18 protein-coding genes and 3 rRNA genes are annotated in these 24,605 nt (G+C 66.9%); all 21 read right to left on the bottom strand.

Annotated elements, in window-relative coordinates:
- Positions 1-57: 57 nt before the first annotated feature.
- Complete coding sequence (der, locus tag HUN08_RS08150) at positions 58-1,494, bottom strand: ribosome biogenesis GTPase Der (RefSeq protein WP_124248893.1); 1,437 nt, start codon at positions 1,492-1,494, stop codon at positions 58-60.
- Complete coding sequence (cmk, locus tag HUN08_RS08145) at positions 1,491-2,189, bottom strand: (d)CMP kinase (RefSeq protein WP_124248894.1); 699 nt, start codon at positions 2,187-2,189, stop codon at positions 1,491-1,493. The genes der and cmk overlap by 4 nt, the downstream gene beginning before the upstream one ends.
- Entirely contained in the window at positions 2,186-3,223 is a 1,038-nt protein-coding gene (locus HUN08_RS08140) for a pseudouridine synthase (protein ID WP_124248895.1), read from the bottom strand. The genes cmk and HUN08_RS08140 overlap by 4 nt, the downstream gene beginning before the upstream one ends.
- A 4-nt stretch (positions 3,224-3,227) precedes the next feature.
- On the bottom strand, positions 3,228-3,893 hold the full coding sequence (gene scpB, locus HUN08_RS08135) for an SMC-Scp complex subunit ScpB (RefSeq protein WP_301546979.1): 666 nt from the start codon (positions 3,891-3,893) through the stop codon (positions 3,228-3,230).
- Positions 3,894-4,003: 110 nt separating this feature from the next.
- Positions 4,004-4,822, bottom strand: a complete 819-nt coding sequence (locus HUN08_RS08130) for a ScpA family protein (protein ID WP_124248896.1) — start codon at positions 4,820-4,822, stop codon at positions 4,004-4,006.
- Entirely contained in the window at positions 4,819-5,754 is a 936-nt protein-coding gene (locus tag HUN08_RS08125) for a ParA family protein (protein WP_124248897.1), read from the bottom strand. The genes HUN08_RS08130 and HUN08_RS08125 overlap by 4 nt, the downstream gene beginning before the upstream one ends.
- A gap of 42 nt (positions 5,755-5,796) precedes the next feature.
- On the bottom strand, positions 5,797-6,693 hold the full coding sequence (gene xerD / locus HUN08_RS08120) for a site-specific tyrosine recombinase XerD (protein WP_124248915.1): 897 nt from the start codon (positions 6,691-6,693) through the stop codon (positions 5,797-5,799).
- A gap of 11 nt (positions 6,694-6,704) precedes the next feature.
- Positions 6,705-7,346 (bottom strand): NUDIX hydrolase, encoded by a 642-nt coding sequence (locus HUN08_RS08115; RefSeq protein ID WP_124248898.1) that lies wholly within the window; start codon positions 7,344-7,346, stop codon positions 6,705-6,707.
- A gap of 4 nt (positions 7,347-7,350) precedes the next feature.
- Positions 7,351-9,081 (bottom strand): CTP synthase, encoded by a 1,731-nt coding sequence (locus HUN08_RS08110; protein ID WP_124248899.1) that lies wholly within the window; start codon positions 9,079-9,081, stop codon positions 7,351-7,353.
- A 115-nt stretch (positions 9,082-9,196) separates the two neighbouring features.
- On the bottom strand, positions 9,197-10,114 hold the full coding sequence (locus HUN08_RS08105; RefSeq protein ID WP_124248900.1) for a copper transporter: 918 nt from the start codon (positions 10,112-10,114) through the stop codon (positions 9,197-9,199).
- Positions 10,115-10,117: 3 nt separating this feature from the next.
- Entirely contained in the window at positions 10,118-11,302 is a 1,185-nt protein-coding gene (steA, locus tag HUN08_RS08100) for a putative cytokinetic ring protein SteA (protein ID WP_124248901.1), read from the bottom strand.
- Between the two features lie 179 nt (positions 11,303-11,481).
- Entirely contained in the window at positions 11,482-12,261 is a 780-nt protein-coding gene (locus HUN08_RS08095; protein WP_124248902.1) for a YsnF/AvaK domain-containing protein, read from the bottom strand.
- 131 nt (positions 12,262-12,392) lie between these two features.
- Positions 12,393-12,929, bottom strand: coding sequence for a DUF2382 domain-containing protein (locus HUN08_RS08090; protein ID WP_301546944.1), 537 nt, complete (start codon positions 12,927-12,929; stop codon positions 12,393-12,395).
- A gap of 47 nt (positions 12,930-12,976) precedes the next feature.
- Complete coding sequence (recN, locus tag HUN08_RS08085; protein ID WP_124248903.1) at positions 12,977-14,773, bottom strand: DNA repair protein RecN; 1,797 nt, start codon at positions 14,771-14,773, stop codon at positions 12,977-12,979.
- Positions 14,773-15,762: an NAD kinase gene (locus HUN08_RS08080; protein ID WP_124248904.1), complete on the bottom strand. Its 990-nt coding sequence runs from the start codon at positions 15,760-15,762 to the stop codon at positions 14,773-14,775. The genes recN and HUN08_RS08080 overlap by 1 nt, the downstream gene beginning before the upstream one ends.
- 52 nt (positions 15,763-15,814) lie before the next feature.
- Positions 15,815-16,708: a TlyA family RNA methyltransferase gene (locus tag HUN08_RS08075; RefSeq protein ID WP_124248905.1), complete on the bottom strand. Its 894-nt coding sequence runs from the start codon at positions 16,706-16,708 to the stop codon at positions 15,815-15,817.
- A gap of 4 nt (positions 16,709-16,712) precedes the next feature.
- Positions 16,713-16,994, bottom strand: coding sequence for a hypothetical protein (locus HUN08_RS08070; RefSeq protein ID WP_124248906.1), 282 nt, complete (start codon positions 16,992-16,994; stop codon positions 16,713-16,715).
- 13 nt (positions 16,995-17,007) lie between these two features.
- On the bottom strand, positions 17,008-19,041 hold the full coding sequence (locus tag HUN08_RS08065; RefSeq protein ID WP_124248907.1) for an HAD-IIA family hydrolase: 2,034 nt from the start codon (positions 19,039-19,041) through the stop codon (positions 17,008-17,010).
- Positions 19,042-19,155: 114 nt separating this feature from the next.
- Positions 19,156-19,272 (bottom strand): 5S ribosomal RNA (rrf, locus tag HUN08_RS08060).
- 123 nt (positions 19,273-19,395) lie between these two features.
- Positions 19,396-22,525 (bottom strand): 23S ribosomal RNA (locus tag HUN08_RS08055).
- Positions 22,526-23,006: 481 nt separating this feature from the next.
- A 16S ribosomal RNA gene (locus tag HUN08_RS08050) occupies positions 23,007-24,527 on the bottom strand.
- The 16S, 23S and 5S rRNA genes sit together here, the layout of an rRNA operon.
- Between the last annotated feature and the right edge of the window lie 78 nt (positions 24,528-24,605).

Here is a 24,605-nt window from a genome sequence, read left to right as displayed (position 1 = left end):
TTTCCTTTCCAGGGGTGCCCGGACGGCACCGGCTAAGGCCATCCTAATAACATCTGCTCACCGCTTGCGACGCTGCTCCCGTTTGTCGCGCACACGCACGTTGACCCGCACCGGCGAACCGTGGAAGCCGAACTCCTCGCGCAGTCGCCGTTCGAGGAAGCGGCGGTAGCCGGCCTCGAGGAAGCCGGTGGTGAACAGGACGAAGGTCGGGGGCCGGGTGGCGGCCTGCGTGGCGAACATGATGCGCGGCTGACGCCCACCGCGGACCGGCGGCGGATTGGCCGCCACCACGTCCTTGATCCAGTTGTTGAGCTGACCGGTGCCGATGCGCTTGTCCCAGGAGGACAACGCCTCCTCGAGTGCCGGCACCAGCTTGGCGACGGCACGCCCGGTCATCGCGGAGATGTTGATCCGCGACGCCCATGCGGCCCGGCTGAGTTCCCGATCGATCTCGCGGTCGAGGGCGTAGCGGCGGTCCTCGTCGACCAGGTCCCACTTGTTGAAGGCGATCACCAGCGCGCGGCCGGTGTCGACCACCATCGCGAGGATCCGCAGATCCTGCTCGGTCAGCGGCTCGGAGGCGTCGATCAGCAGGATCGCCACCTCGGCGGCCTCCAGCGCCGACCGCGTCCGCAGCGACGCGTAGTACTCGTGCCCCGACGCGGTGCGCACCTTGCGCCGCAGACCGGCGGTGTCGACGAACTGCCACACCTGTCCGTCGAGTTCGATCAGCTCGTCGACCGGGTCGACGGTGGTCCCGGCGACGTTGTCGACGACCGAGCGCTCCTGCCCGGCCAGCTTGTTGAGCAGCGAACTCTTTCCAACGTTCGGCTTGCCGACGAGCGCGACACGACGCGGCCCGCCGGTCGGCGCGACGACCCGCGTGCGTTCGGGCAGCACCTTCAGCACCTCGTCGAGCAGATCACCCGCGCCGCGGCCGTGGGCCGCGGACACCGGGTGCGGCTCACCGAGGCCAAGCGACCACAGTGAAGCCGTCTCAGCCTCCTGCCGCTCGCCGTCCACCTTGTTCGCCGCCAACAGCACGGGCACCTTCGCGCGGCGCAGCACGCGGGCCACCGCCTCGTCGGTCGCGGTGGCCCCGACGGTGGCGTCGACGACCAGGACGATCGCATCGACCGCGCCCATCGCCCGCTCCGCCTGATCCGCGACGGCCTGCTGCAATCCCTTGGCGTCGGGTTCCCACCCACCGGTGTCGACGACCATGAACGACCGCCCGGACCAGCTGGCCGGATAGGACACCCGGTCGCGCGTGACACCGGGCAGATCCTCGACGACGGCTTCGCGGCGGCCGAGGATACGGTTCACCAGCGTCGACTTGCCGACGTTGGGCCGGCCGACGATCGCGACCGAGGGCAATGCAGCCACGCCGTCGGCCGTCTCGTCGCCACCGGCGTCGATGATCTCCCAGTCGGCCTCGTCGGTCCAGACACCGTCGCCGGGCAGCGCCTCTCCCACCAGAAACTCGTCAGTCACCGTCGCACTCCGATTCGTCGCTCCACCAGTTCGGTCAACCCGTCGAGCACCTGCTCGAGGGTGAGATCGCTCGTATCGAACTCGACCGCGTCCTCGGCCCGCCGCAGCGGCGACGCCGCGCGGGTCGAGTCGAGATGGTCCCGGCGGTTCACGCTCGCCAGCACCGCCGCCGGATCGCTGTCGCGCCCCGAGGCCAGGTTCTGTCGGTGCCGCCGATCCGCACGGGCCTCCGGGGTCGCGGTCAGAAACACCTTGAGACCGGCGGCCGGGAACACGACGGTCCCGATATCGCGGCCCTCGACGACGACGAAGCGCCCGGTGCCGACGCGACGCTGGAGTTCCACCATCTGTTCGCGCACCCGGGGATTGGCGGCGACCGCGGAGACGGCGCCGGTGACCTCGTCGTCGCGGATCGCGCTCGACACGTCCTGCCCGTCGAGCAACACGACCGTCTCGTCCTCCCCGTCGTGCAGATCGATCAGCAACCCGCCGACCAGCTCCGCCACGGCGGCCTCGTCGTCGGGCGAGATCCCGGCCCGCAGCACGCCCAGACTCGCCGCCCGGTACATGGCGCCGGTGTCGAGGTATTGGGCGCCGACCCGCTGCGCGAGGCGACGCGACACCGACGACTTCCCGGTACCGGCCGGGCCGTCGATGGCCACCACGCGCGCCTGGGGTCCGTCCTGCGCCGTCACAGGCCGACCGCCTGGTACAACGCGCCGATCTCGTCGCGCCCGAGGACCCGGATCGAACCGGGCCGCTGATCACCGAGGGCCACCGGCCCGACGTCGGTGCGGACCAGTCGGGTGACCGGGAAGCCGAGGGAATCCATCAACCGCCGCACGATCCGGTTGCGCCCCTCGTGCAGGGTGATCCGCACCAACGACGAACCCTCCCACACCTGCAGTGGCACGAATTCGTCGACGCGAACCGTGCCGTCCTCCAACTCGATCCCGTCCCGCACCTTGCGCGACAACCCGCGCGGCACCTCGCCGCGCACCGTTGCCAGGTAAGTCTTGGGCACCTCGAACGACGGATGCATGAGCCGGTGCGCGAGTTCGCCGTCGTTGGTCAGCAGCAACAGCCCCTCGGTCTCCGCGTCGAGCCGGCCGACATGGAAGATGCGCTGCCCGGCCATCACCCGCTCGGCGACGAGGTCGCCGACACATGGTCGCCCCTGGTCGTCGGCCATCGTCGAGTGGTAGCCCGCGGGCTTGTTCAGTGCGAGATAGGTCATGTCCTCGTCGATCAGCACGCGCATGCCGTCGACGCGCACGATCACCTGCCGTGGGTCGACGCGCATCCCCTGTTCGGTGACGACGACGCCGTCGACGCTGACCCGACCCGCGGCGATCAGTTCCTCGGCTCCGCGCCGCGAGGCCACCCCTGCGGCCGCGAGCACCTTCTGCAATCGGGTGCCTGCCGGGTCGTAGGGATCGCCCGTCGTGCCGGTGGTGCCGACGAATTCGCCGTCCGCGCGGGCCGCGTCGTCGGCGAAACGATCGGACTCCTCTCGCGGCCGCTGGGGCTTGGCCCGCTTGGCGTTGTTGAGCCGGACCTTGCCGGACTCCTTGTCGACGCGGGAACTCGCCCGCGGCTTGCCGCCGCGCGGATAGCCGGACTTACCGGCCGCGGACTTGCCCGCAGCGGACTTACCCCCGGACTTAGGGCGGGGTTTGCCGCCTGATCGTCGAGGTCCCGGTGTGCCGTCTCGGCTAGCGGATGCCATGTGTTCAGTCCTGATCGTCGTCGGTGGCGCCGGACCCGCCGGTGGCGGGCGGCGCTGTCGTCTCACCCGATTCTGCCTGGCCAGCGGCCAGTTTGGCGAATCGCGGATCGGCCGTCAGTTCCTCGGACAAGTCCTCGATCAGATCGACGTCGGGCAGCAGCGGGCCGAGGTCGGGCAGCTCGGACAACGAGGCGAGGCCGAGGCGCTCGAGAAACAGCTCGGTGGTGCCGTAGGTGGTCGCCGAGGTTTGCGGATCGGTACCGACCTCGTTGATGAGCCCGCGCGCCACCAGCGTGCGGATCACGCCGTCGACGTTGACGCCGCGGATCGCGGAGACGCGGGCGCGGCTGACGGGCTGCCGGTACGCGATGACCGCGAGGGTTTCCAGCGCTGCCCTGGTCAGTTTGGTGCGCGCACCGTCGAGCAGGAGCCGTTCGACATAGGGCGCGAACTCGGCTCGCGTGTAGTAGCGCCAGCCGTCCGCGGTGTTGCGCAGGTCGATGCCGCTGCCCGCCGCGGTGAGGTCCGCGGCGATGCTGGTGAGCATCGCCTTGACCCGGAGCCGGTCCTGGTCGGTGGCCGTCGCCAATTCCTCCACCGAGACCGGCGTGTCGACGACGAGCAACACGGCCTCCAGGGCCGAGCGCAGCGCCGGGTCGTCGAGGTGGATCGCATCCTCGGAATCGAGGGTCGTCTGCGCCGCGGCGCTGTCGGCGTCGTCGCCGCCGGTCTCGGCCAGGTCGGTCTGGTCCGTCTCCGCCAGGTCGGTGTCCGCGTCGTTCACCCGTAGTCCTCCACTCGATCCATGCTCAGCTCGTCGGGATCGCGGTCGCCGGTCCAGCTGACCGTCAGCACCCCCAACGCCTCTTCCTGCTCGAATCCCACGGCGCGTTCCCGGTACAGCTCCAGCAGGCCGAGGAACCGGGCCACGACCTCCAGACCGTTCTCACACTCGGCCACCAGCTCCCCGAAGGTGAGGGTGCCGTCGGGTGCGTCGCGCAACAGGACCGAGATCCGCTTGGCCTGCTCGGGCACCGACACCTTGGGGATGTGCAGGTGGTCGAGGCCGACGGTCGGGACGGGTTTCGGCGTGAGCGCCGCCGCGGCGACCTCGGCGAACCCCATGGCGTCGACGCCCAGCGTCACCTCCGGCAGCAGTTCCGCGAAATGGTCCTCCAGCGCGACGGCCCGCGGGTAGCGCTGCAGCGCCGATGCCTCCAACTCGGCGAACAGCGCGGCGGCCTGTTTGTAGGCGCGGTACTGCAGCAACCGGGCGAACAGCAGGTCGCGAGCCTCGAGCAACGCCAGGTCTTCCGGGTCGTCCACCTCGCCGGAGGGCAGCAGCCGGGCCGCCTTCAGGTCGAGCAGGGTGGCGGCGACGACGAGGAATTCCGTCGTCTGCTCCAGGTCCATCTGCTCGCCCATCTCCTTGGTGTAGGCGATGAAGTCGTCGGTGACCTCGTGCAGCGCCACCTCGGTGACGTCGAGCCGGTGCTGGCTGATCAGGTTGAGCAACAGGTCGAACGGGCCGTCGAAGTTGTCCAGGTGGACTCGGAAACCCTGTTCGGCGTCGTCGGCTTCCGGGGCGGCGACGGTCATCGACGCTGCGCGTCGCGCGCGATGACCTCGGCGGCGACGTTCCGATAGGCCTTGGCGCCGGTCGACTTGGGCGCCCAGGAGATGATCGGCTCGCCGGCGACGCTGGTCTCCGGGAAGCGAACGGTCCGGTTGATCGCCGTGTCGAAGACCACGTCGCCGAAGACCTCGACGACGCGCGCCATCACGTCGCGGGAGTGGACCGTGCGCGGATCGAACATCGTCGCGAGGATGCCGCCGATCTCCAGGTTCGGGTTCAGCCGTTCGCGCACCTTGTCGATGGTGTCGGTGAGCAGTGCCAGGCCGCGCAGGCTGAAGTATTCGCACTCCATCGGGATCAGCACGCTGTCGGCACAGGCCAACGCGTTGACCGTCAGCAGCCCGAGCGACGGCTGGCAGTCGATGAGGATGTAGTCGTACCGGTCGATGACCGGGTGCAGCGCACGGCCCAGCGTCTGCTCGCGGCCCACCTCGTTGACGAGCTGGATCTCCGCCGCCGAGAGGTCGATATTGCTCGGCAGCAGGTCCATGCCCTCCACCCGGGTGCGCTGCAGCACGTCGTCGATCGACGCCAGCGGCGGCACGAGCAGGTTGTGGACGGTCTCCTCGAGTTCGTGGTGCGCGACGCCGAGACCCGCCGACAGGGCGCCCTGCGGATCGAGGTCGACGAGCAGGACCCGGCGGCCGTACTCGGCCAGCGCGGCGCCGATGTTGATGGTCGACGTGGTCTTGCCGACCCCGCCCTTCTGATTGCAGACGGCGACGATGGTCGCGGGGCCATGCGACGTCAGCGGCGCGGGCTCCGGGATGGGGCGCACGGGGCGGCCGGTCGGGCCGAGCTTGGCGCCGTCGGCCCCCTCGTCGGAGTCGGCCTCGTCATCGGCGCCCGGGCTGCTGACGGACAGCCGGTATTTGTCGGTCTCCGACGTGCTCACAGACCATGACTCCTTCCCTGCCGCCCGATGATTGTGTCCACCCTAGCGGGCGCGCGGGTGCGCCGTGGCGTAGACCTCGCGCATCGTCGACACGGTTACCAGCGTGTAGACCTGGGTCGTGGTCACCGACGCGTGGCCGAGCAATTCCTGGACGACGCGGACGTCGGCCCCCCCGTCGAGCAGATGGGTGGCGAAGCTGTGCCGCAACGTGTGTGGAGAGACCGCCGCCGTGACACCCGCGCGCTGCGCCGCGTCGGACAGGATCTGCCAAGCACTCTGCCGCGACAACCGTCCGCCGCGCACGTTGAGGAACACGGCGGGTCCGCTGCGCGACGCCGCGAGCGCGGGACGGGCGCGCACCAGATAGGCGTCGACGGCCTCGACCGCGGGGCCGCCCACCGGTACCAGGCGCTGTTTGCCGCCTTTGCCCCGGAGGAGCACGGTGCGGTGTTCCAGGTCGAGGTCGTCGACGTCGAGCGAGGTGACCTCGGAGATGCGGGCACCGCAGCTGTAGAGCAGTTCCAGCAGCGCCCGGTCGCGCAGGCCGCGCGGGTCGTCGCCGCCCGCGTTGGCGAGGATGGCCGCCACCTCGTCGATCGAGAGCGCCTTCGGCAGCCGTTGCGCCGGCTTGGGCGGGCGCACCCCGTGGGCCGCGTCGGTGGCGGCCATGCCCTCGGCGACGGCGAACTTGTGCAGCCCGCGTGTGGCGACGAGGGTCCGGGCGATCGAACTCTCGGCCAGGGGCGCGTCACCCGATCGGAGGGCGACGAGGAAGTCGCGCACGTCGGATTCGGCGACGCCGCCGAGGTCATCGATACCGCGCGACTGCAGGAATTCGCGGTAGCGGCGCAGATCGCGGCGATAGGAGGCGGCGGTATTGGTCGCGACGCCGCGCTCGACGACGAGGTGGTCGAGATAGCGCTGCACCTGGTCGGCCAGGGCCGGGGCGTTCAGCCGCGCCCCGTTTCGGCCGCCCGCCGTCGGTCGAAGGCCACCGGCCGGTCGGTCCACGGCGCGTCGACGGCCCGCGGCGTACCGCCCGACTCGACCACGCGGGCGGCGGCCAGAATCCCGGCCACCGCGGTGGCGTTGACGATCTCGCCGCGCAGTGCCATGTCCACCGCCTCGTCCAGCGCGACCCGCGACCACACCAGGTCCTCCTCCTCGTCGAACCGGTCGGCCGACGGAAGGATCTGCAGGTCACGGGCCAGGTAGACGCGCAACGCCTCGTCGGTGAAACCAGGCGAGACGACGAGGTCCACCAGGACGTCCCACCGGTCAGCGGAGAGATCGGTCTCCTCCGCCAGTTCGCGTGCGGCGGCGTCGAGCGGCGATTCCCCCGGCGCGTCGAGCAGACCGGCGGGCAGCTCCCACAACCGACGGCCGACGGGGTGCCGATACTGCTCGATGAGCACGACGCGGTCCTCCGCGTCGAGCGCGACGACGGCGACCGCACCGAGGTGCTCGACGACCTCGCGGGTCGCGGTGTGACCGCCCGGCATGGTCACCTCGTCGGTGCGCACCGCGATGATCGCCCCGTCGTAGCGCAGTTGGGAACCGGTGACGGTGAACTCGTGCCGCTGGTCCGTCATCGACTCAGTCCGACGCGGAGCCGGAGGCGACCGCCGCTTCCTCGCTGCGACCGGGAATCTCCACCGGGAGCCGCTCGGCGGCCTTGTACTCCAGCGCCGCCTCGATCAGGCTGGCGAACAGCGGGTGCGGACGCGTCGGCCGCGACTTCAACTCGGGGTGCGCCTGGGTCGCGACGAGGAAGGGGTGTACCTCCCGCGGGTATTCGACGAACTCGACGAGACGCCCGTCGGGCGAGGTGCCGGAGAACACCAGACCCGATTCGGCGATCTTGTCGCGGTAGGCGTTGTTCACCTCGAACCGGTGCCGGTGTCGTTCGGTGACCTCGGTGGTGCCGTAGGCCCGCTCCACCTGGGTGCCCTCGGTGAGCACCGCCGGGTACGACCCCAGACGCATCGTGCCGCCGAGATCGGCCTCGCCGGCCACGGCCTGCTCCTGGTCGGCCATCACGGAGATCACCGGATGGGTGGTGTCGGGTTCGAACTCGGCCGAGTTCGCGTCGTCGAAGCCGACCGAGCGGGCGGCCTCGATCACGACGCACTGCAGGCCGAGGCACAGGCCGAGCAGCGGGATCCCGCGGCGCCGGGCGTACCGGATCGCGCCGACCTTGCCCTCGATGCCGCGGATGCCGAACCCTCCGGGGACGAGGATGGCGTCGACGTCGCCCAGTTCGTGTTGCGCGCCGGCATCGGTCGCGCAGAGGTCGGACTGGACCCAGACGATCTCGGTCCGCGCCCGATGGGCGAAGCCGCCGGCGCGGATGGCCTCGGTCACCGAGAGGTAGGCGTCGGGCAGGTCGACGTATTTGCCGACGAGGGCCACGCGGACCGTCTCCTGCGGCTCGTGCACGCGGCGCAGCAGCTCGCCCCACACCGACCAGTCGACGTCGCGGAACGGCAGGCCCAGTTTGCGGACCACGTAGGCGTCGAGGCTCTCCGCGTGCAGCACCTTGGGGATGTCGTAGATGCTCGGCGCGTCGGGGGTGGAGATCACGCCCTCGATGTCGACGTCGCACATCAGCGCGATCTTCTGCTTCAGCGCCTCGGGCACGTCGCGGTCGCAGCGCAGGATCAGCGCGTCGGGCTGGATACCGATGTTGCGCAGCGCGGCCACCGAGTGCTGGGTCGGCTTGGTCTTCAGCTCCCCGGACGGGGCGAGGTACGGAACCAGCGAGACATGCAGGAAGAAGACGTTGTCGCGCCCGACGTCGTGCCGGATCTGGCGGGCCGCCTCGATGAACGGCTGGGATTCGATGTCGCCGACGGTGCCGCCGATCTCGGTGATGACCACGTCGGGGCGCACCCCGTCGTCGCCCGGCTCGCGCATATCGAGCACCCGGCGCTTGATCTCGTCGGTGATGTGCGGGATGACCTGGACGGTCTGCCCGAGGTATTCGCCGCGGCGCTCCTTGGCGATGACGGTCGAATACACCTGACCGGTGGTGACGTTCGCGGCCTGCGAGAGGTTGACGTCGAGGAAGCGCTCGTAGTGGCCGACGTCGAGGTCGGTCTCGGCACCGTCCTCGGTGACGAAGACCTCGCCGTGCTGGAACGGGTCCATGGTGCCGGGGTCGACGTTGAGGTACGGGTCGAGCTTCTGCATCGTGACGTGCAGACCCCGCGCGGTGAGGAGTTGCCCCAGGCTCGACGCCGTCAGCCCCTTGCCCAGGGACGACGCGACGCCACCGGTGACGAAGATGTGTTTGGTGCCAGCACTTCCGTGGCGCAAAGGTCGCAAGCGGACTCTCCCGATCGGTATCGATCCGGGGGCGGATACCCCCGTTACCTACGGGACTTCACGGTAACACCTCGATCGACGAAACGGCTATCGCGGACGCGGAGTGTCGAGGCAGTCAGGGCGCGGGTGTGATGGCCGTCGCACCGGCGCCGGTGCCGAAGGCACTCGGCTTGCCCTCGTTCGCCGCATGCAGCGCGAGGACCGCGGTGATCACGCCGATGGGCTGGTTCACGTTGTCGACGGTGGCCACCGAGTTGCTCAGCGACGGATCGGCCCGCACCACGGCGACCGGGGAACCCCCCTTGGCCGATCCGACCCGGCCGGCCAGGACGCCGCCGAGCCCCCGCGCGGCGAAGGTGCCGGCGAATCGGCCGACGAGCTGCCCCTGGGCGCCGGAGTCCGCCGGAAACGCGCCGCCGGTCACGATCACCGCGAGTTGTCCGGGGCGCAGCGCACCGTCGGTGTAGGAGATGAAGCCGCCGTCGCGCAACGACCGCAGCGACGTATCGACCTCGGTCGGCGGCAGGTTGCCGCGGCCGACCCCGAGCTGCAAGATCAGCCCGAGTAGGTCGCCGAGGCGACCGCCGGAATCGGTGAGTTCGGGACGCAGGTTCTTACCCGGCGGGATCGACTGGTCGATGATCGAGCGCAGCTTCTCCCCCTCCCGGTCGCGGAGCAGCTGGTCGGTCAACGCCAGCTGGCCGGCGAACGTCGCACCCGCCGCCGATACCGACTCCTTCACCGCGGTCACGTCGTCGTCGGTCGCATTCGGCGCGGTGACGAAGACCACGCTGCGCCCGGCCAACTGGCCGTGCAGCAGACGCGGCGCCACAGCATGGGCGAACCCGTCGGCCGCGTTGCGGGCGGCATTCGCCTCGTCGAGCTGATCGTTGAGGTCGCCCACCTTGTCCCTGCTGGTCCCGGTGAGCGAGTTGACTTTGTCGCCGATGAACCCGGTGCCGAGGAAGAGGCCGACGAGGAGCGCGGCGAAGACCGCGATCAGCGAGATCGCGTGCTGGCGCATGGAGATCACCGGTCAGCCGCCCAGATGCGAGATCCAGGCCGTCAGGTGGTGCCACTGTTCGACCAGGTAGTCGGTGACGCCCGCCCCGTTGCCGGACAGCAGCAGGGTGGCGATGACGGCGACGAGGGCGGCCAGGACGAACAGCGCGATACCGAGACCGGATCCGCGCGACCGGTAGAGCGAGGACACCGCCCGCGCGTCGACCAGCTTCGGACCGACCTTCAGACGGGTCAGGAACATCGACGGATTGCCGTCGCGGCGCGACCGGTCGAAGAAGTCGTCGAGGCCGCCGCCGTAGCCGACGGTCACGATCAGATCCGCACCGTGGTGGTCGACCAGCAACAGGGCGAGATCGGCCGCCGCTCCGGCCGCCGGGAAGGTGATGGCTCCGACGCCGAGGTCTTGGATGCGGGTCAGCCCGGCGGCGTGGCCGTCGGTGTCCGCCGGCAGCACCAGCTGGGCGCCGCAGCGCAGGGTGTCCCGCGAGATCTCGTCCGGGTCGCCGACGATCAGGGCCGGCTTGTGGCCGGCCTTGACCAGGATGTCGGCTCCGGCCCCGACGCCGACCATGATCGGGGCGTATTCGCGGATGAAGGGCTTGAGCGCGCGCAGCTGTGCCGCGCCCTCCGCCCCCTCGGCCACCACGACGACGTGCATCCCGTCGAGGTCCACGTCGACGTCGGGCACCCCCACGCCGTCGATCAGCAGTGGCGATTCGCTGCGCAGGAATTCGATGGTGTTGCCGGAGAAGGCTTCGAGGTGGTCGACGACGCCCGCCTTCGCGTCGATCATCTGATCGGCGATGTCGGTCTCGATCAGCTCGTCGCCGAGTGCGACGCGCCGGTCGCCGATGTAGAGCTTGTCGTCGTGGATGCGGACCTTCGCGCCGTCGCGCACCTTCTTGAACACGTCGGCGCCCACGTCGTCGAGCAGCGTGATGCCCGCCGCGACCAGCACCTCGGGCCCGAGGTTGGGGTAGCGACCCGAAATCGACGGCGACGCGTTGACGACCGCCTCCACGTCGGCCCGGACCAATGCGTCAGCGGTGACCCGGTCGAGGTCGATCTCGTCGAGGATCACCACGTCGCCCGGACCGACCCGGCCCAGTAGACGCTTGGTGTCTTTGTCGATCCTGGCGATTCCAGTTTTGCCAGGCAGGTTCGCGTGGGAACGGGTGAGTACGGCAGGCATCTTCATACCCGACATCATGAATGGCCCGACGTGCGGGAGCGTGAAGGCGCGCCGCAACATCAACCACTTTTGTCACAAGATCCCCAGAGGCCACAGGTGTCGCAGCGCCGATGCGGTCGCCGAAAACAGCCGAAAACAGTCGCCCCCGCACCGCCGAAGCAGTGCGGGGACGACTGTGAACGCGTCTAGGTGGCGCTGTCGCCGTAGGGCTGCTCGTCGAACTCGAGTTCCTCGCGACGGGTCTGACCGGTCACGCGCTGGGTGCGCGTCTGGCGCTCCTTGCCGAACTCGACCTGGCCGATGCGGCGCACCCGCTTGCCGACCTCGACCTCCTCGCCGTGCAGCTCGATCTCGAAGACGCCCTCTTCGAAGTTGTAGCTGGGGTCGACGACGTCGTCGTTGAGCTCGGTGCGGTTGACCGTCAGCTTCTCCTCGAAGACGTCGACGTCGAGCGAGGCGTTGTCGACGACGACCTTCTTGTGCACCTTGACCACACCGGTCGGGACCTCGCGCTTGGCGGCCACGAGATCCTCGGCATGCAGCTCGACGGTGCGCGAGGCCTCGGGGGCCGGCGCCGCGGGAGCGGGTGCCGCCGGAGCGGCGACCGGTTCCGGGGTCGTGACCGGCGCGGCAACCGTCTCGACGACGGGCTCGGGAGCCGGTGCCGGCGGAGCGGCGACGGGCACCGGTGCGGGCTCGGGTACCGGCGCGGAGGCGCCCGGGGCCGGATCGGCCGACAGCCACTCACCGGCCGCGATCTTGGCGGCAGTCAGGTCGAGACGAATGAAATCCGGTTCGAATGCGGCGACACCGCTTTCCGCGAGCAACATATTGGCCGGGTTATTGCGGACGTCGACGACGAGGTCGGCTCCCTGGGTATCCGCGACGGTGCCGACTTCGGCACCATCCCGAGAAACCACCGGAGTACCAACCTTGATGTCGTATCCGGCGAAAGTGACAATCATTTCGCATTTCCTCCGTTGTGAGAGCTTGCATCCACGGTGTGCCCGTTGGCACGTTACCTACACTTGCTGGTCCTGCGATAGTGAAGGCGCTTCCCCGCCGCCGCCACTATCCTGGCTTGCGATCATAAAACCTAGGTATCGCCGCCGGCGTCCTTGGTTTCCCCATATCCAACACCCCTGGGGTGAATCGGGATCTCCGCGCGGACGCGATGATGCGGGTCGACCTGGACGACGTCGACGCGCTGTCGCCGCACCTCGCCGTCGATCACCATGTTCTTCGTCTTCCGCTGTCGCGTGACTCGCACTTCTTCGCGCACGACCAACCGCTTGACGACGACGAGTTCTTCTTCGACTACCGGCACCACGAAGGTGTCACCGTCCCAATACGGGGTCGGCACCTCGTCGACTTCGCGATCGTTCACGGCGACGCGGTCCACCTCGACGACCTCGCGGCTCACCGGAACCTCGATCTCGGCCTGCTCGTTGACCACCGAGGTCCGCACCTGCGCAACACCGGTGACAACCTCACGGGTCGTGGCCGTCAGATATTCCTGGTGAAGCCCGACGGTCATTCGTCCCGGGTCCGCAGGATATGGGTTCTCTGCAGCACCTTGCGTCACATCCATGCCAATCAGCCTAAACCCGCCAACGCGGGTTTGTGGAATCACATAGCGATTTTGTTAACGACAGTTACCCGTTTGGAACCCTTTCGAAGTCAGCCGACCCGCTCTGCCTGTGCCGTCGACAACAGTTCTTCGGCATGCGCCCGTCCCGTGTCGGTGTCGCCGAGCCCGGCCAACATCCGCGCCAACTCGCCGACTCGTTCGTCGCCGGTCAACGTGCGCACCGAACTCGTCGCGCCTCCGTCATCCTTGCCGATCACGACGTGGTGATCGGCGAATGCCGCCACCTGCGGTAGGTGGGTGACGACGATGACCTGGTGGTTTCGCGCCAAACGCGCCAGCCGTCGTCCGATCTCCACGGCGGCGCGCCCGCCGACCCCGGCGTCGACCTCGTCGAATACCATCACCGATCCACCCTCGGGTGAGGCGAGCACGACCTCCAACGCGAGCATGACGCGGGAGAGCTCACCACCGGAGGCCGACTTCGCTATCGGCATCGGCACGGCGTCGCGGTGCGGCACCAGAGCGAATTCGACCAGATCGGCACCGTCGCCACCGACCCGGCAGCGCTGACCGTCGACGGGCAGCACTCGTCGGCCGGCGGGCGTCACCGCCGTGACCGTCGTCGCCGCGGCCTCTGCCTCCGGTACGCCTTCGGTCAGGTCGGGGGTCACCGTGACCCGCAGCGCCGCATCGCCCATCGCCAAGCCGCCCAGCTCCTCGGTCACGCGATCGGCCAGCTTCGCGGCGGCATCGACCCGCAGGGCGCGCAGCGCGGCGGCCGCGACGCCCACCTCTTCTGCAGCAGCGGCCACCGATTCGGTCAACTCCTCGAGGGACTCGGACGGGTCGTCGATCTCGGCCAACCGCGTCCGCGCCTGCTCCCACCACTCCCGGACGCCGTCGACATCCGGCGCGTACTTGCGCGTGAGGGCCTTGAGTTCACTCTGCCGCACCAGCAGCTGATCGAGTTCGGCGGCGTCGGCCGGCAGTCCCGCGACGATCCCGGACAACTCCGACGCGAGGTCGGTCACGATGGCCAGCGCCTCGCCGACTCGCGGCAGCAGGGCCTCCAGCGCCGCATCCCCCGACGTCTCGAGCAATGTGCGGATCTGTCCGAGTTCGGTGATGACCCCTTGACCGGTGTCGCCGACGGCATCGGCGTCCCCGGTGGCCAGCGCATGCGCCTGGACCCCGGCCGAGCGCACCCGCTCGAGGTCGCTGAGCCGTTTGATCGTCGCCGTCAACGCGACATCCTCGCCGGGCTCGGGACTCACCGCCTCCAATTCCTGCACCGCGAACCGCAGGCGGTCGGCTTCCTGTGCCAGCTCGAACGAGCTGGCGCGCCGTTGTTCCAACTCGTCGGCGAGCCGTACCCACCGGGCGCGCGCCGTCCGGTACGTCTCGAGCGCGGCGGCGAGGTCAGGGCCGCCGAACCGGTCGAGCGCCGCGCGCTGTTGGTCGCCCCGCAGCAGCCGGAGCTGGTCGTTCTGACCGTGAATCGTCAGCATCGAGCTGGTGACCTGACCCAGGACACCGACCGGGACAGACCGACCCCCCAGGTGCGCGCGAGACCGGCCGTCGGAGCCGACGGTCCGGATCGCGATCAGCGAGGCGTCGTCGGCCTGGGCGCCGGCCGACTCGAGGATCTCGCCGACCGCGGGCCCGGCGGCGCCGTCGAGCCGGAAGCGGCCTTCGACGACGGCCTTCTCGTGTCCGGTGCGGACCCGGCTCGCGTCGGCCCGGCCGCCGGACAACAGGTGCAGGCTGGTGACGACCATCGTCTTACCCGCGCCGGTCTCGCCGGTCAGAACGGTGAACCCCGGATCGAACTCGGCCGAGGCGTTCTCCAGCACCCCGAGCCCGGCGATCGTCAATTCCTCCAGCATTAGCCGCTCCCCCCGTGGTGCCGGTGCTGGCCGGGCTGCTCCCGACGTCCGCGCCAGCCGGTGACCGGCAGATTGAACTTGGTGACCAGTCGATCGGTGAACGGTTCCGGGTCGACCCGCACCCATTGCACCGAGCGGTCGCTGCGCACCACCTCGACGCGGGCACCGGGCGGCAGCAGCACCGACCGCCGACCGTCGCACATCGCGATGGCCGCATGGCCGTCGGATTCGACCTCCACGGCGATCCGCGAATGCGGGGAGGTCACCATCGGCCGGGCGAACAGTGCGTGCGCATTGCTCGGGACGACCAGGATCGCCTCAAGGTCGGGCCACATCACCGGGCCGCCGGCCGAGAACGCGTAGGCGGTCGACCCGGTCGGCGTGGAGACCAGCACTCCGTCGGCGCCGAATGCCGACACCGGCCGGCCGTCGACCTCGGTGACCAGTTCCAACACCCCGCGGTGGGTGTCGTTCTGGACCACGACCTCGTTGAGCGCCCAGGAATGCAGGAGGATGGCGCCATCCGCGCCGACGACGGTGACGTCCAGAGTCATGCGCGGCTCGACGTCGTACCTGCCGTCGATGAGCCGGCCGATCACCTCGTCGACCGCCCCCGCCTCCGCCTCGGCGAGGAACCCGATATGCCCGAGGTTGATGCCGATGACCGGGACCGAGGCGGGATGGGCGAGTTCGGCCGCGCGCAGGAAGGTGCCGTCGCCGCCGAGGGCGATCACCACCTCGCAGCCGTCAGCGGCGGCATCGCCGTGTTCGACGTGGGTGACGGTGGCGCCCAGTTCGCGCAGCCGGTCGAAGTCGATGTCGGCGCGTTGGGCCGCGCCGCGATGATCGGCATCGGCGATGCGCATCGCCACCCCGCCTGCCGCACACCGCACCGCGATGGCCTCCAGCGTGGGCAGCAAGTCGTCACGGCCGGTGTGCGCGACGATGAGGAAGGACCGGTCGCCGGAATCCCGCGTCTCGACGCTCACTCGCCGGTGCTCGCACTCGTAGTGACCATGATGCTGACTCCGCTCCCCTGCTCTACTGCGGCCCGTCGGCCACGACGCCCTCGATCAAGTCGGTGACGCCGTGGCGATCGAACCCGGTGTCGATGCCTTCAAGCGTATCGGTGGCGGCTGACAGATCCGACGGCAACCGTCGGGCCCGCTCCGCCAACTCGGCGTCGTCGGCCTCTCGAGTGAGCCACAGGAAGTATTCGACGTTCCCCGACGGTCCCGGAAGCGGTGAGGCGCCCGCGTCGCGCAGGTGCAGGCCCAGGGCCGACGCCCATCGGGCCACTTCGACGACGGCGGACACCCGCAGCCGCGGGTCGCGTACCACGCCGCCCGCGCCGACCCGATCCTTGCCGACCTCGAACTGCGGCTTGACCATCGGCACGAGATCGCCGCCGACGCGGGTACACGAGGCCATCGCGGCCAGCACCAGGCGCAGCGAGATGAAGGAGAGGTCCGACACGGTCAGGTCGACCGGCCCGCCGATCTGTTCGGGGGTCAACGTCCGCACGTTGGTGCGGTCGTACACCGCGACTCGCTCGTCGGAGCGCAGCCGCCACACCAGTTGCCCGTACCCGACGTCGACGGCGACCACCTGCGCCGCGCCCCGATTCAGGAGCACGTCGGTGAAACCGCCCGTCGACGCGCCGGCGTCGAGGCATCGCCGCCCCGGCACGACCAGCCCCTGGGGCACGAACTGATCGAGGGCGCCGATCAATTTGTGCGCCCCGCGCGACGCCCATTGCTCTTCCACCGCCTTGACCACGATCGGTGTGTCTTTCCCGACGTTCGTCGCCGGTTTGGTGGCCGGGGCACCGTTGACCGTCACCTCACCCGCCGCGATCAACGCACTCGCGTGCTCCCGGGAGCGCGCCAAGCCGCGCCGGACGAGTTCCGCGTCGAGCCGTGCCCTGGGTGCCATCGCCCTATGCGTGGTCGATGGCGGCCAACGCGTCGGCGAGCACCCGATGGGCCCGCTCGAGCAGGTCTGCCTGGCGGTCGAGTGCCGCCAGTTGGGCCGCCGACATCGGCTCGTCGCTACCGCTTCCGGCGACGTGATGGGCGACCTCGTCGAGCTTTTCGAGCATCTCGGTGATCGCGTCGGCCACATCGGAGGGCGACACCGTGGCACCGGGATTCTCGGCGGCGAGGTGGGCCCCGGGCTTGGGTGCCCCCGGCCGCGGCGTGTCTGTCTGCGGATTGCTCATGATGTCACCAACGCTATCCGACGCCGAGATCTCGCAGCATCTCGACCACCGCCGGATTGTCCGAGGTCACCGCGAGATCGCCCACCGCGGCGGCGTCGAGCGAGGCGGTCCACACCGCCGCGACGAGCGCAGGGAGGGCCGTCGCCGCCTCGGCGGTCACCGCGCGCGACGTGATCCGGACGCGCGAACCGTCGATCCGTACCTCCCACGGGTGGTGACGACCGATCTCTGACGCCGATGCGGGCTCCAGCAGGGCCGGCAGACCGCGCGCGATATGCGTCGGTCGGCGGTCGACGGGGGCGGCGAGGACGTCGCGAAGCGAGCTGACGCCGGTCAGCACCATGAGGCTGTCCGCCTCGACGGTGTTGGCTCCTTCGATGTCGGTATCGAGACGATCGCCGACGACCAGAGGCCGGGTCGAGCCGACACTCTCGATCGCGTCGTGCAGCAGCGGGGCCGCTGGCTTCCCGGCGACGAGGGGCGTGGCGTCGGTCGCGGAGGCCACGGCGGCCACCATCGAACCGTTGCCGATGAGGAGTCCGCGCTCCGACGGCAGGGTGGTGTCGACGTTGGTCGCGATCCAGACCGCCCCGGCCGCGATCGCCAGCGCCGCCTCGGACAGGTCGGCCCAACCGGTCTCGGTCGAGTGGCCCTGGATGACGGCCCGCGGATCGTCGGCGGCGGTGCGGGTCGGAACCAGACCGACCTCGGCGACCTCCGCCGCCAATCCGTCGGTGCCGACGACCAGCACCGTCGAACCGCTCGGCAACTGCCGGGCGGCCAGCCGTGCCCCGGCCTGGGCGCTGGTCACAACCTGGTCGGGCACGGCGTCGAAACCGAGGTCGCGAAGATGGTCGGCCACCTCGGCGGGACGTCGGCTGGCGTTGTTGGTCACATAGCGGATCCGCTCGGCAGGGAGGGCGGCCACGGCGTCGATCGCCCCCGGGACCGCCGCATGCCCGGCGAAAACGGTGCCGTCCAGGTCGAGCAGCACCGCGTCGTATTCCTCGGCCAGCGTCGGACCGGGCTCGGTCGACGCGGTCTCGGGCTCATTCGACGACGATTCGGGTTCGCTGGAGACAGTCTCCGGTTCGCGCGACGAGACCACGGGGTCGCTTGCCGCGGTCTCCGGCTCAATCGCCGCAGTCTCCGGCCGGGTCGCCGGGTTCTCGGGTTCGGTCGGCTGGTAGTCCGGGTCGGAGAGTTCGACGACGCGCAGCTCCGCATCGGTCAGGTCGTCGACGTCGGCCGCAGCCGCATTCATGAACCAGGTGGTCGCCTCGTCATCGCGACCGGCCGCCAACAAGGCCTCGGCATATGCGTAGAACAGTCGGGTGGGCTCCGGTCCGGTCTGTCCCGGGGTCAGATCCGCCCGCTGCAGGGTGACGACGGCCTTCTCCGGCTCGCCCAGGTCGAGGCGGGCGCCAGCTTCGACGATGAGCATCTCTATCCGCTCGTCGTCGGTCAACAAGCGCGCGTCCTCGCCGCGGGCGATGTCGAGCGCCCGCTCGGGACGTCCGAGGCCCCGCTCGCAGTCGGCGATGAGCGGCAGCAACGACGTGCCGCCCTGCAATCGCTTGGCCGCCCGGAGTTCACCGAGCGCCTCCTGCCATTCGCCGGCGTGATAGGCGGCGATACCGGCGGTTTCACGGATGACCCCGATCCGGCTGGCGCGCTCACGTGCCGCCCGTGCGTGGGCCAACGCCAATACCGGGTCCTCGTCGGCCAGACGCCCGACCATGACGAGATGCCGCGCCACCGCGTCGGCACTCGCTTTGTCCAGGGCGCGCAGGTCGCGGCGGACCTCGGGGTCCAGGTCATTCGGCGTGACGTCGTCGGGGATCGCCGGCTCGTCGGGGCGCGGCCGACTGCGCGCGGGCCCGGGGCGATCGCCGTTCGGACGGCCGGCGCCGGGACGACTCCCCGGGCGATTGCCACCCCGTTGGGGACCGCTGCCGCGTTGCCCACCACCGCGCACTCCGCTGCCGCGGTGGTCTCCGCGTCGGTCGCCCTCGCGGCCGCGTCGCCTATCGTCGCCTGCGCTCATTCCCTATTCCGTTCATATTCCACTTCAGATCTCCGCTTACCCTACCGGGGCGGACGGACCTGGAAAAATGATTCAGGCCCCACACTTGCGCGTGGGGCCTGAATCGTAAATTGTGTTCGGCGGTGTCCTACTCTCCCACACTGGTTAGGGTGCAGTACCATTGGCGCTGGAGGGCTTAGCTTCCGGGTTCGGAATGGGGCCGGGCGTTTCCCCTCCGCTATAGCCGCCGTAACTCTGTGAAATTAGCACACCGCAGGGTGTGTTGTTTCAGAGTTGCATAGTGGATGCGTGTTTTCTTGTTGGTTGATGCTGTTCAACACTTGTTGGAGTCACCAATTTGTGGTGGTGAAGTGTTGTTGTAAGTCCTCGGCCGATTAGTACCAGTCACCTGAACACATTGCTGTGCTTACAGTTCTGGCCTATCAACCCCATGGTCTGTGGGGGGCCTTACCCACGCGTAGGTGGTGAGAAACCTCATCTTGGAACAGGCTTCCCGCTTAGATGCTTTCAGCGGTTATCCCTTCCGAACGTAGCTAACCAGCGGTGCTCCTGGTGGAACAACTGGCACACCAGAGGTTCGTCCGTCCCGGTCCTCTCGTACTAGGGACAGGTTTCCTCAAGTTTCTTACGCGCGCGGCGGATAGAGACCGAACTGTCTCACGACGTTCTAAACCCAGCTCGCGTGCCGCTTTAATGGGCGAACAGCCCAACCCTTGGGACCTACTCCAGCCCCAGGATGCGACGAGCCGACATCGAGGTGCCAAACCATCCCGTCGATATGGACTCTTGGGGAAGATCAGCCTGTTATCCCCGGGGTACCTTTTATCCGTTGAGCGACACCGCTTCCACTTGCCGGTGCCGGATCACTAGTCCCGACTTTCGTCCCTGCTCGACATGTACGTCTCACAGTCAAGCTCCCTTGTGCACTTACACTCAACACCTGATTGCCAACCAGGCTGAGGGAACCTTTGGGCGCCTCCGTTACTTTTTGGGAGGCAACCGCCCCAGTTAAACTACCCACCAGGCACTGTCCCTGAACCAGATCATGGTCCGAGGTTAGAGGTCCAATACGGTCAGAGTGGTATTTCAACAATGACTCCACCCACACTGGCGTGCGAGTTTCACAGTCTCCCACCTATCCTACACAAACCGAACCGAACACCAATACCAAGCTATAGTGAAGGTCCCGGGGTCTTTTCGTCCTGCCGCGCGTAACGAGCATCTTTACTCGTACTGCAATTTCGCCGAGTCTGTGGTTGAGACAGCAGAGAAGTCGTTACGCCATTCGTGCAGGTCGGAACTTACCCGACAAGGAATTTCGCTACCTTAGGATGGTTATAGTTACCACCGCCGTTTACTGGGGCTTAAATTCTCAGCTTCGCCACCAAAGTGGCTAACCGGTCCTCTTAACCTTCCAGCACCGGGCAGGCGTCAGTCCGTATACATCGTCTTACGACTTCGCACGGACCTGTGTTTTTAGTAAACAGTCGCTTCTCTCTGGTCTCTGCGACCACCCCCAGCTCACAGCGTAAAGCCGGTCACCAGGGCTGGTCCCCCTTCTCCCGAAGTTACGGGGGCATTTTGCCGAGTTCCTTAACCACAGTTCTCTCGATCGCCTTAGTATTCTCTACCTGACCACCTGTGTCGGTTTGGGGTACGGGCCGTGTACCAGCTCGCTAGAGGCTTTTCTCGGCAGCATAGGATCATGGATTTCGCCTCAACGGCTACGCATCACCTCTCAGGATATATGGAACACGGATTTGCCTATGTTCCTCCCTACAGGCTTACACCAGCACTACCATCGACTGGCCCCACTACCTTCCTGCGTCACCCCATCGCTTGACTACTACAACCGAGGTCCCATGCAGCACCCGCCGGCCACCCGAAGGCGGTCCATAGGGATTTGGATGGTTAGTACAATTGATTCGCCACTGGGCGCGGATACACGGGTACGGGAATATCAACCCGTTGTCCATCGACTACGCCTGTCGGCCTCGCCTTAGGTCCCGACTCACCCTGGGCGGATTAACCTGGCCCAGGAACCCTTGGTCATTCGGCGGCAGAGTTTCTCACTCTGCTTTCGCTACTCATGCCTGCATTCTCACTCCCACACCCTCCACAACTGGATCACTCCGCTGCTTCCACGGATGCAGGACGCTCCCCTACCCACCCACACCACTAGACACCATCCCGTAGAACGATGCCGATGTCTTGTGTGAGTGCCGCGGCTTCGGCGGTGTACTTGAGCCCCGCTACATTGTCGGCGCAGGACCACTTGACCAGTGAGCTATTACGCACTCTTTCAAGGGTGGCTGCTTCTAAGCCAACCTCCTGGTTGTCTTCGCGATCCCACATCCTTTTCCACTTAGTACACGCTTAGGGGCCTTAGCCGGCGATCTGGGCTGTTTCCCTCTCGACTACGAACCTTATCGCCCGCAGTCTCACTGCCCCGCTCTCACTTACCGGCATTCGGAGTTTGGCTGACGTCAGTAACCTAGTAGGGCCCATCGGCCATCCAGTAGCTCTACCTCCGGCAAGAAACACGGGACGCTGCACCTAAATGCATTTCGGGGAGAACCAGCTATCACGGAGTTTGATTGGCCTTTCACCCCTACCCACAGCTCATCCCCTCCATTTTCAACTGAAGTGGGTTCGGGCCTCCACGACGTCTTACCGTCGCTTCACCCTGGCCATGGGTAGATCACTCCGCTTCGGGTCCAGACCCAGCGACTCAAATCGCCCTATTCAGACTCGCTTTCGCTACGGCTACCCCACATGGGTTAACCTTGCCACTGAGCACTGACTCGCAGGCTCATTCTTCAAAAGGCACGCCATCACCCACCCACAAGGGCGCAGGCTCTGACGGATTGTAAGCGTCCGGTTTCAGGTACTATTTCACTCCCCTCCCGGGGTACTTTTCACCTTTCCCTCACGGTACTAGTCCGCTATCGGTCACCAGGAAGTATTCAGGCTTACCGGGTGGTCCCGGCAGATTCACAGCAGATTTCACGGGCCCGCTGCTACTTGGGGACACGCGTCAAACGAGACCACACACTTTCAGCTACCGGACTCTCACCGTCTACGGCGGACCATTCCAGGCCACTTCGCCTAACATGCAGTTTTCTCACTCGCCTCCAGCACGGCAGCACCGGACAACACGACCCCACAACCCACACACACAACCCCTGCCGAGTATCACATGCGCATGGTTTAGCCTCCTCCACTTTCGCTCGCCACTACTCACGGAATCACAATTGTTTTCTCTTCCTATGGGTACTGAGATGTTTCACTTCCCCACGTTCCCTCCACACCGCCTATACATTCAACGGTGGGTAACACGACATCACTCGTGCTGGGTTTCCCCATTCGGACACCCTCGGATCACAGCTCGGTTGACAGCTCCCCGAGGCTTATCGCAGCCTCCCACGTCCTTCATCGGCTCCTGGTACCAAGGCATCCACCGAACGCCCTTACACACTTACAACAACACCTACACCCACACCCAACATGAAGCTGGGACACGAATGTAACCATCGCAACAGTGCACAAAACTGTGCCCACACCCACAGGGCGCGGAACACACAATGCTTACAAAAACCATTAGAAATTGCAGCACACAAAACAACCCCACACAGGGACTGCTTCGGATGCTCGCATCCACTATGCAATTCTCAAACAACACACACCCACCCACCCCAACACCCACACAATCCACAAGGACCATGCCTTCACGGGCGGTAGTCGGCCGGCATCCGAGACCAACACACATCCGTGTGTTCCCTCAGAACCCCGATAGTGTGCAACAAACCCCCACCCCCCACGACTGTGGGAGACAGGAAACCAGACGAACCCACCACCTAGGGCAGACCCATCCATCACGGCCGTTGTTCGACGTTTCACCCATGAACATCAACCCCGCCGAACCACACTCGGGCCCGAAACAGGACATGTTGATAGCTCCTTAGAAAGGAGGTGATCCAGCCGCACCTTCCGGTACGGCTACCTTGTTACGACTTCGTCCCAATCGCCGATCCCACCTTCGACAGCTCCCTCCACAAGGGTTAGGCCACCGGCTTCGGGTGTTACCGACTTTCATGACGTGACGGGCGGTGTGTACAAGGCCCGGGAACGTATTCACCGCAGCGTTGCTGATCTGCGATTACTAGCGACTCCGACTTCATGGGGTCGAGTTGCAGACCCCAATCCGAACTGAGACGCGCTTTAAGGGATTCGCTCCACCTCACGGTATCGCAGCCCTCTGTACGCGCCATTGTAGCATGTGTGAAGCCCTGGACATAAGGGGCATGATGACTTGACGTCATCCCCACCTTCCTCCGAGTTGACCCCGGCAGTCTCCTGCAAGTCCCCGGCATAACCCGCTGGCAATACAGGACAAGGGTTGCGCTCGTTGCGGGACTTAACCCAACATCTCACGACACGAGCTGACGACAGCCATGCACCACCTGTACACCAACCACAAGGGAAACGATATCTCTACCGTCGTCTGGTGTATGTCAAACCCAGGTAAGGTTCTTCGCGTTGCATCGAATTAATCCACATGCTCCGCCGCTTGTGCGGGCCCCCGTCAATTCCTTTGAGTTTTAGCCTTGCGGCCGTACTCCCCAGGCGGGGTACTTAATGCGTTAGCTACGGCACGGATCCCGTGAAATGGAACCCACACCTAGTACCCACCGTTTACGGCGTGGACTACCAGGGTATCTAATCCTGTTCGCTCCCCACGCTTTCGCTCCTCAGCGTCAGTAACTACCCAGAGACCCGCCTTCGCCACCGGTGTTCCTCCTGATATCTGCGCATTTCACCGCTACACCAGGAATTCCAGTCTCCCCTGTAGTACTCAAGTCTGCCCGTATCGCCTGCACGCCTACAATTGAGTTGCAGAATTTCACAGACGACGCGACAAACCGCCTACGAGCTCTTTACGCCCAGTAATTCCGGACAACGCTCGCACCCTACGTATTACCGCGGCTGCTGGCACGTAGTTGGCCGGTGCTTCTTCTCCAGGTACCGTCACTTACGCTTCGTCCCTGGCGAAAGAGGTTTACAACCCGAAGGCCGTCATCCCTCACGCGGCGTCGCTGCATCAGGCTTGCGCCCATTGTGCAATATTCCCCACTGCTGCCTCCCGTAGGAGTCTGGGCCGTGTCTCAGTCCCAGTGTGGCCGATCACCCTCTCAGGTCGGCTACCCGTCGTCGCCTTGGTAGGCCATTACCCCACCAACAAGCTGATAGGCCGCGGGCCCATCCCAAACCGCAAAAGCTTTCCACCAACCCCCATGCAGGAGAAGGTCATATCCGGTATTAGACCCAGTTTCCCAGGCTTATCCCAAAGTTTGGGGCAGATCACCCACGTGTTACTCACCCGTTCGCCACTCGAGTACCCCACAAGTGGGGCCTTTCCGTTCGACTTGCATGTGTTAAGCACGCCGCCAGCGTTCGTCCTGAGCCAGGATCAAACTCTCCATGAAAAAACAAAGAAAACAACCAACCCAAAAAGAGTCAGCCATCCTCAGAACAATCCTCACAGAGGCAAAAACCCCAGCAAA

The sequence above is a fragment of the Gordonia sp. X0973 genome (genome assembly GCF_013348785.1).
In the GTDB taxonomy this organism is placed as follows: domain Bacteria; phylum Actinomycetota; class Actinomycetes; order Mycobacteriales; family Mycobacteriaceae; genus Gordonia.
The sequence above is the reverse complement of the archived record's forward strand: the minus strand, read 5'-3'. Positions and strand labels throughout refer to the sequence as shown.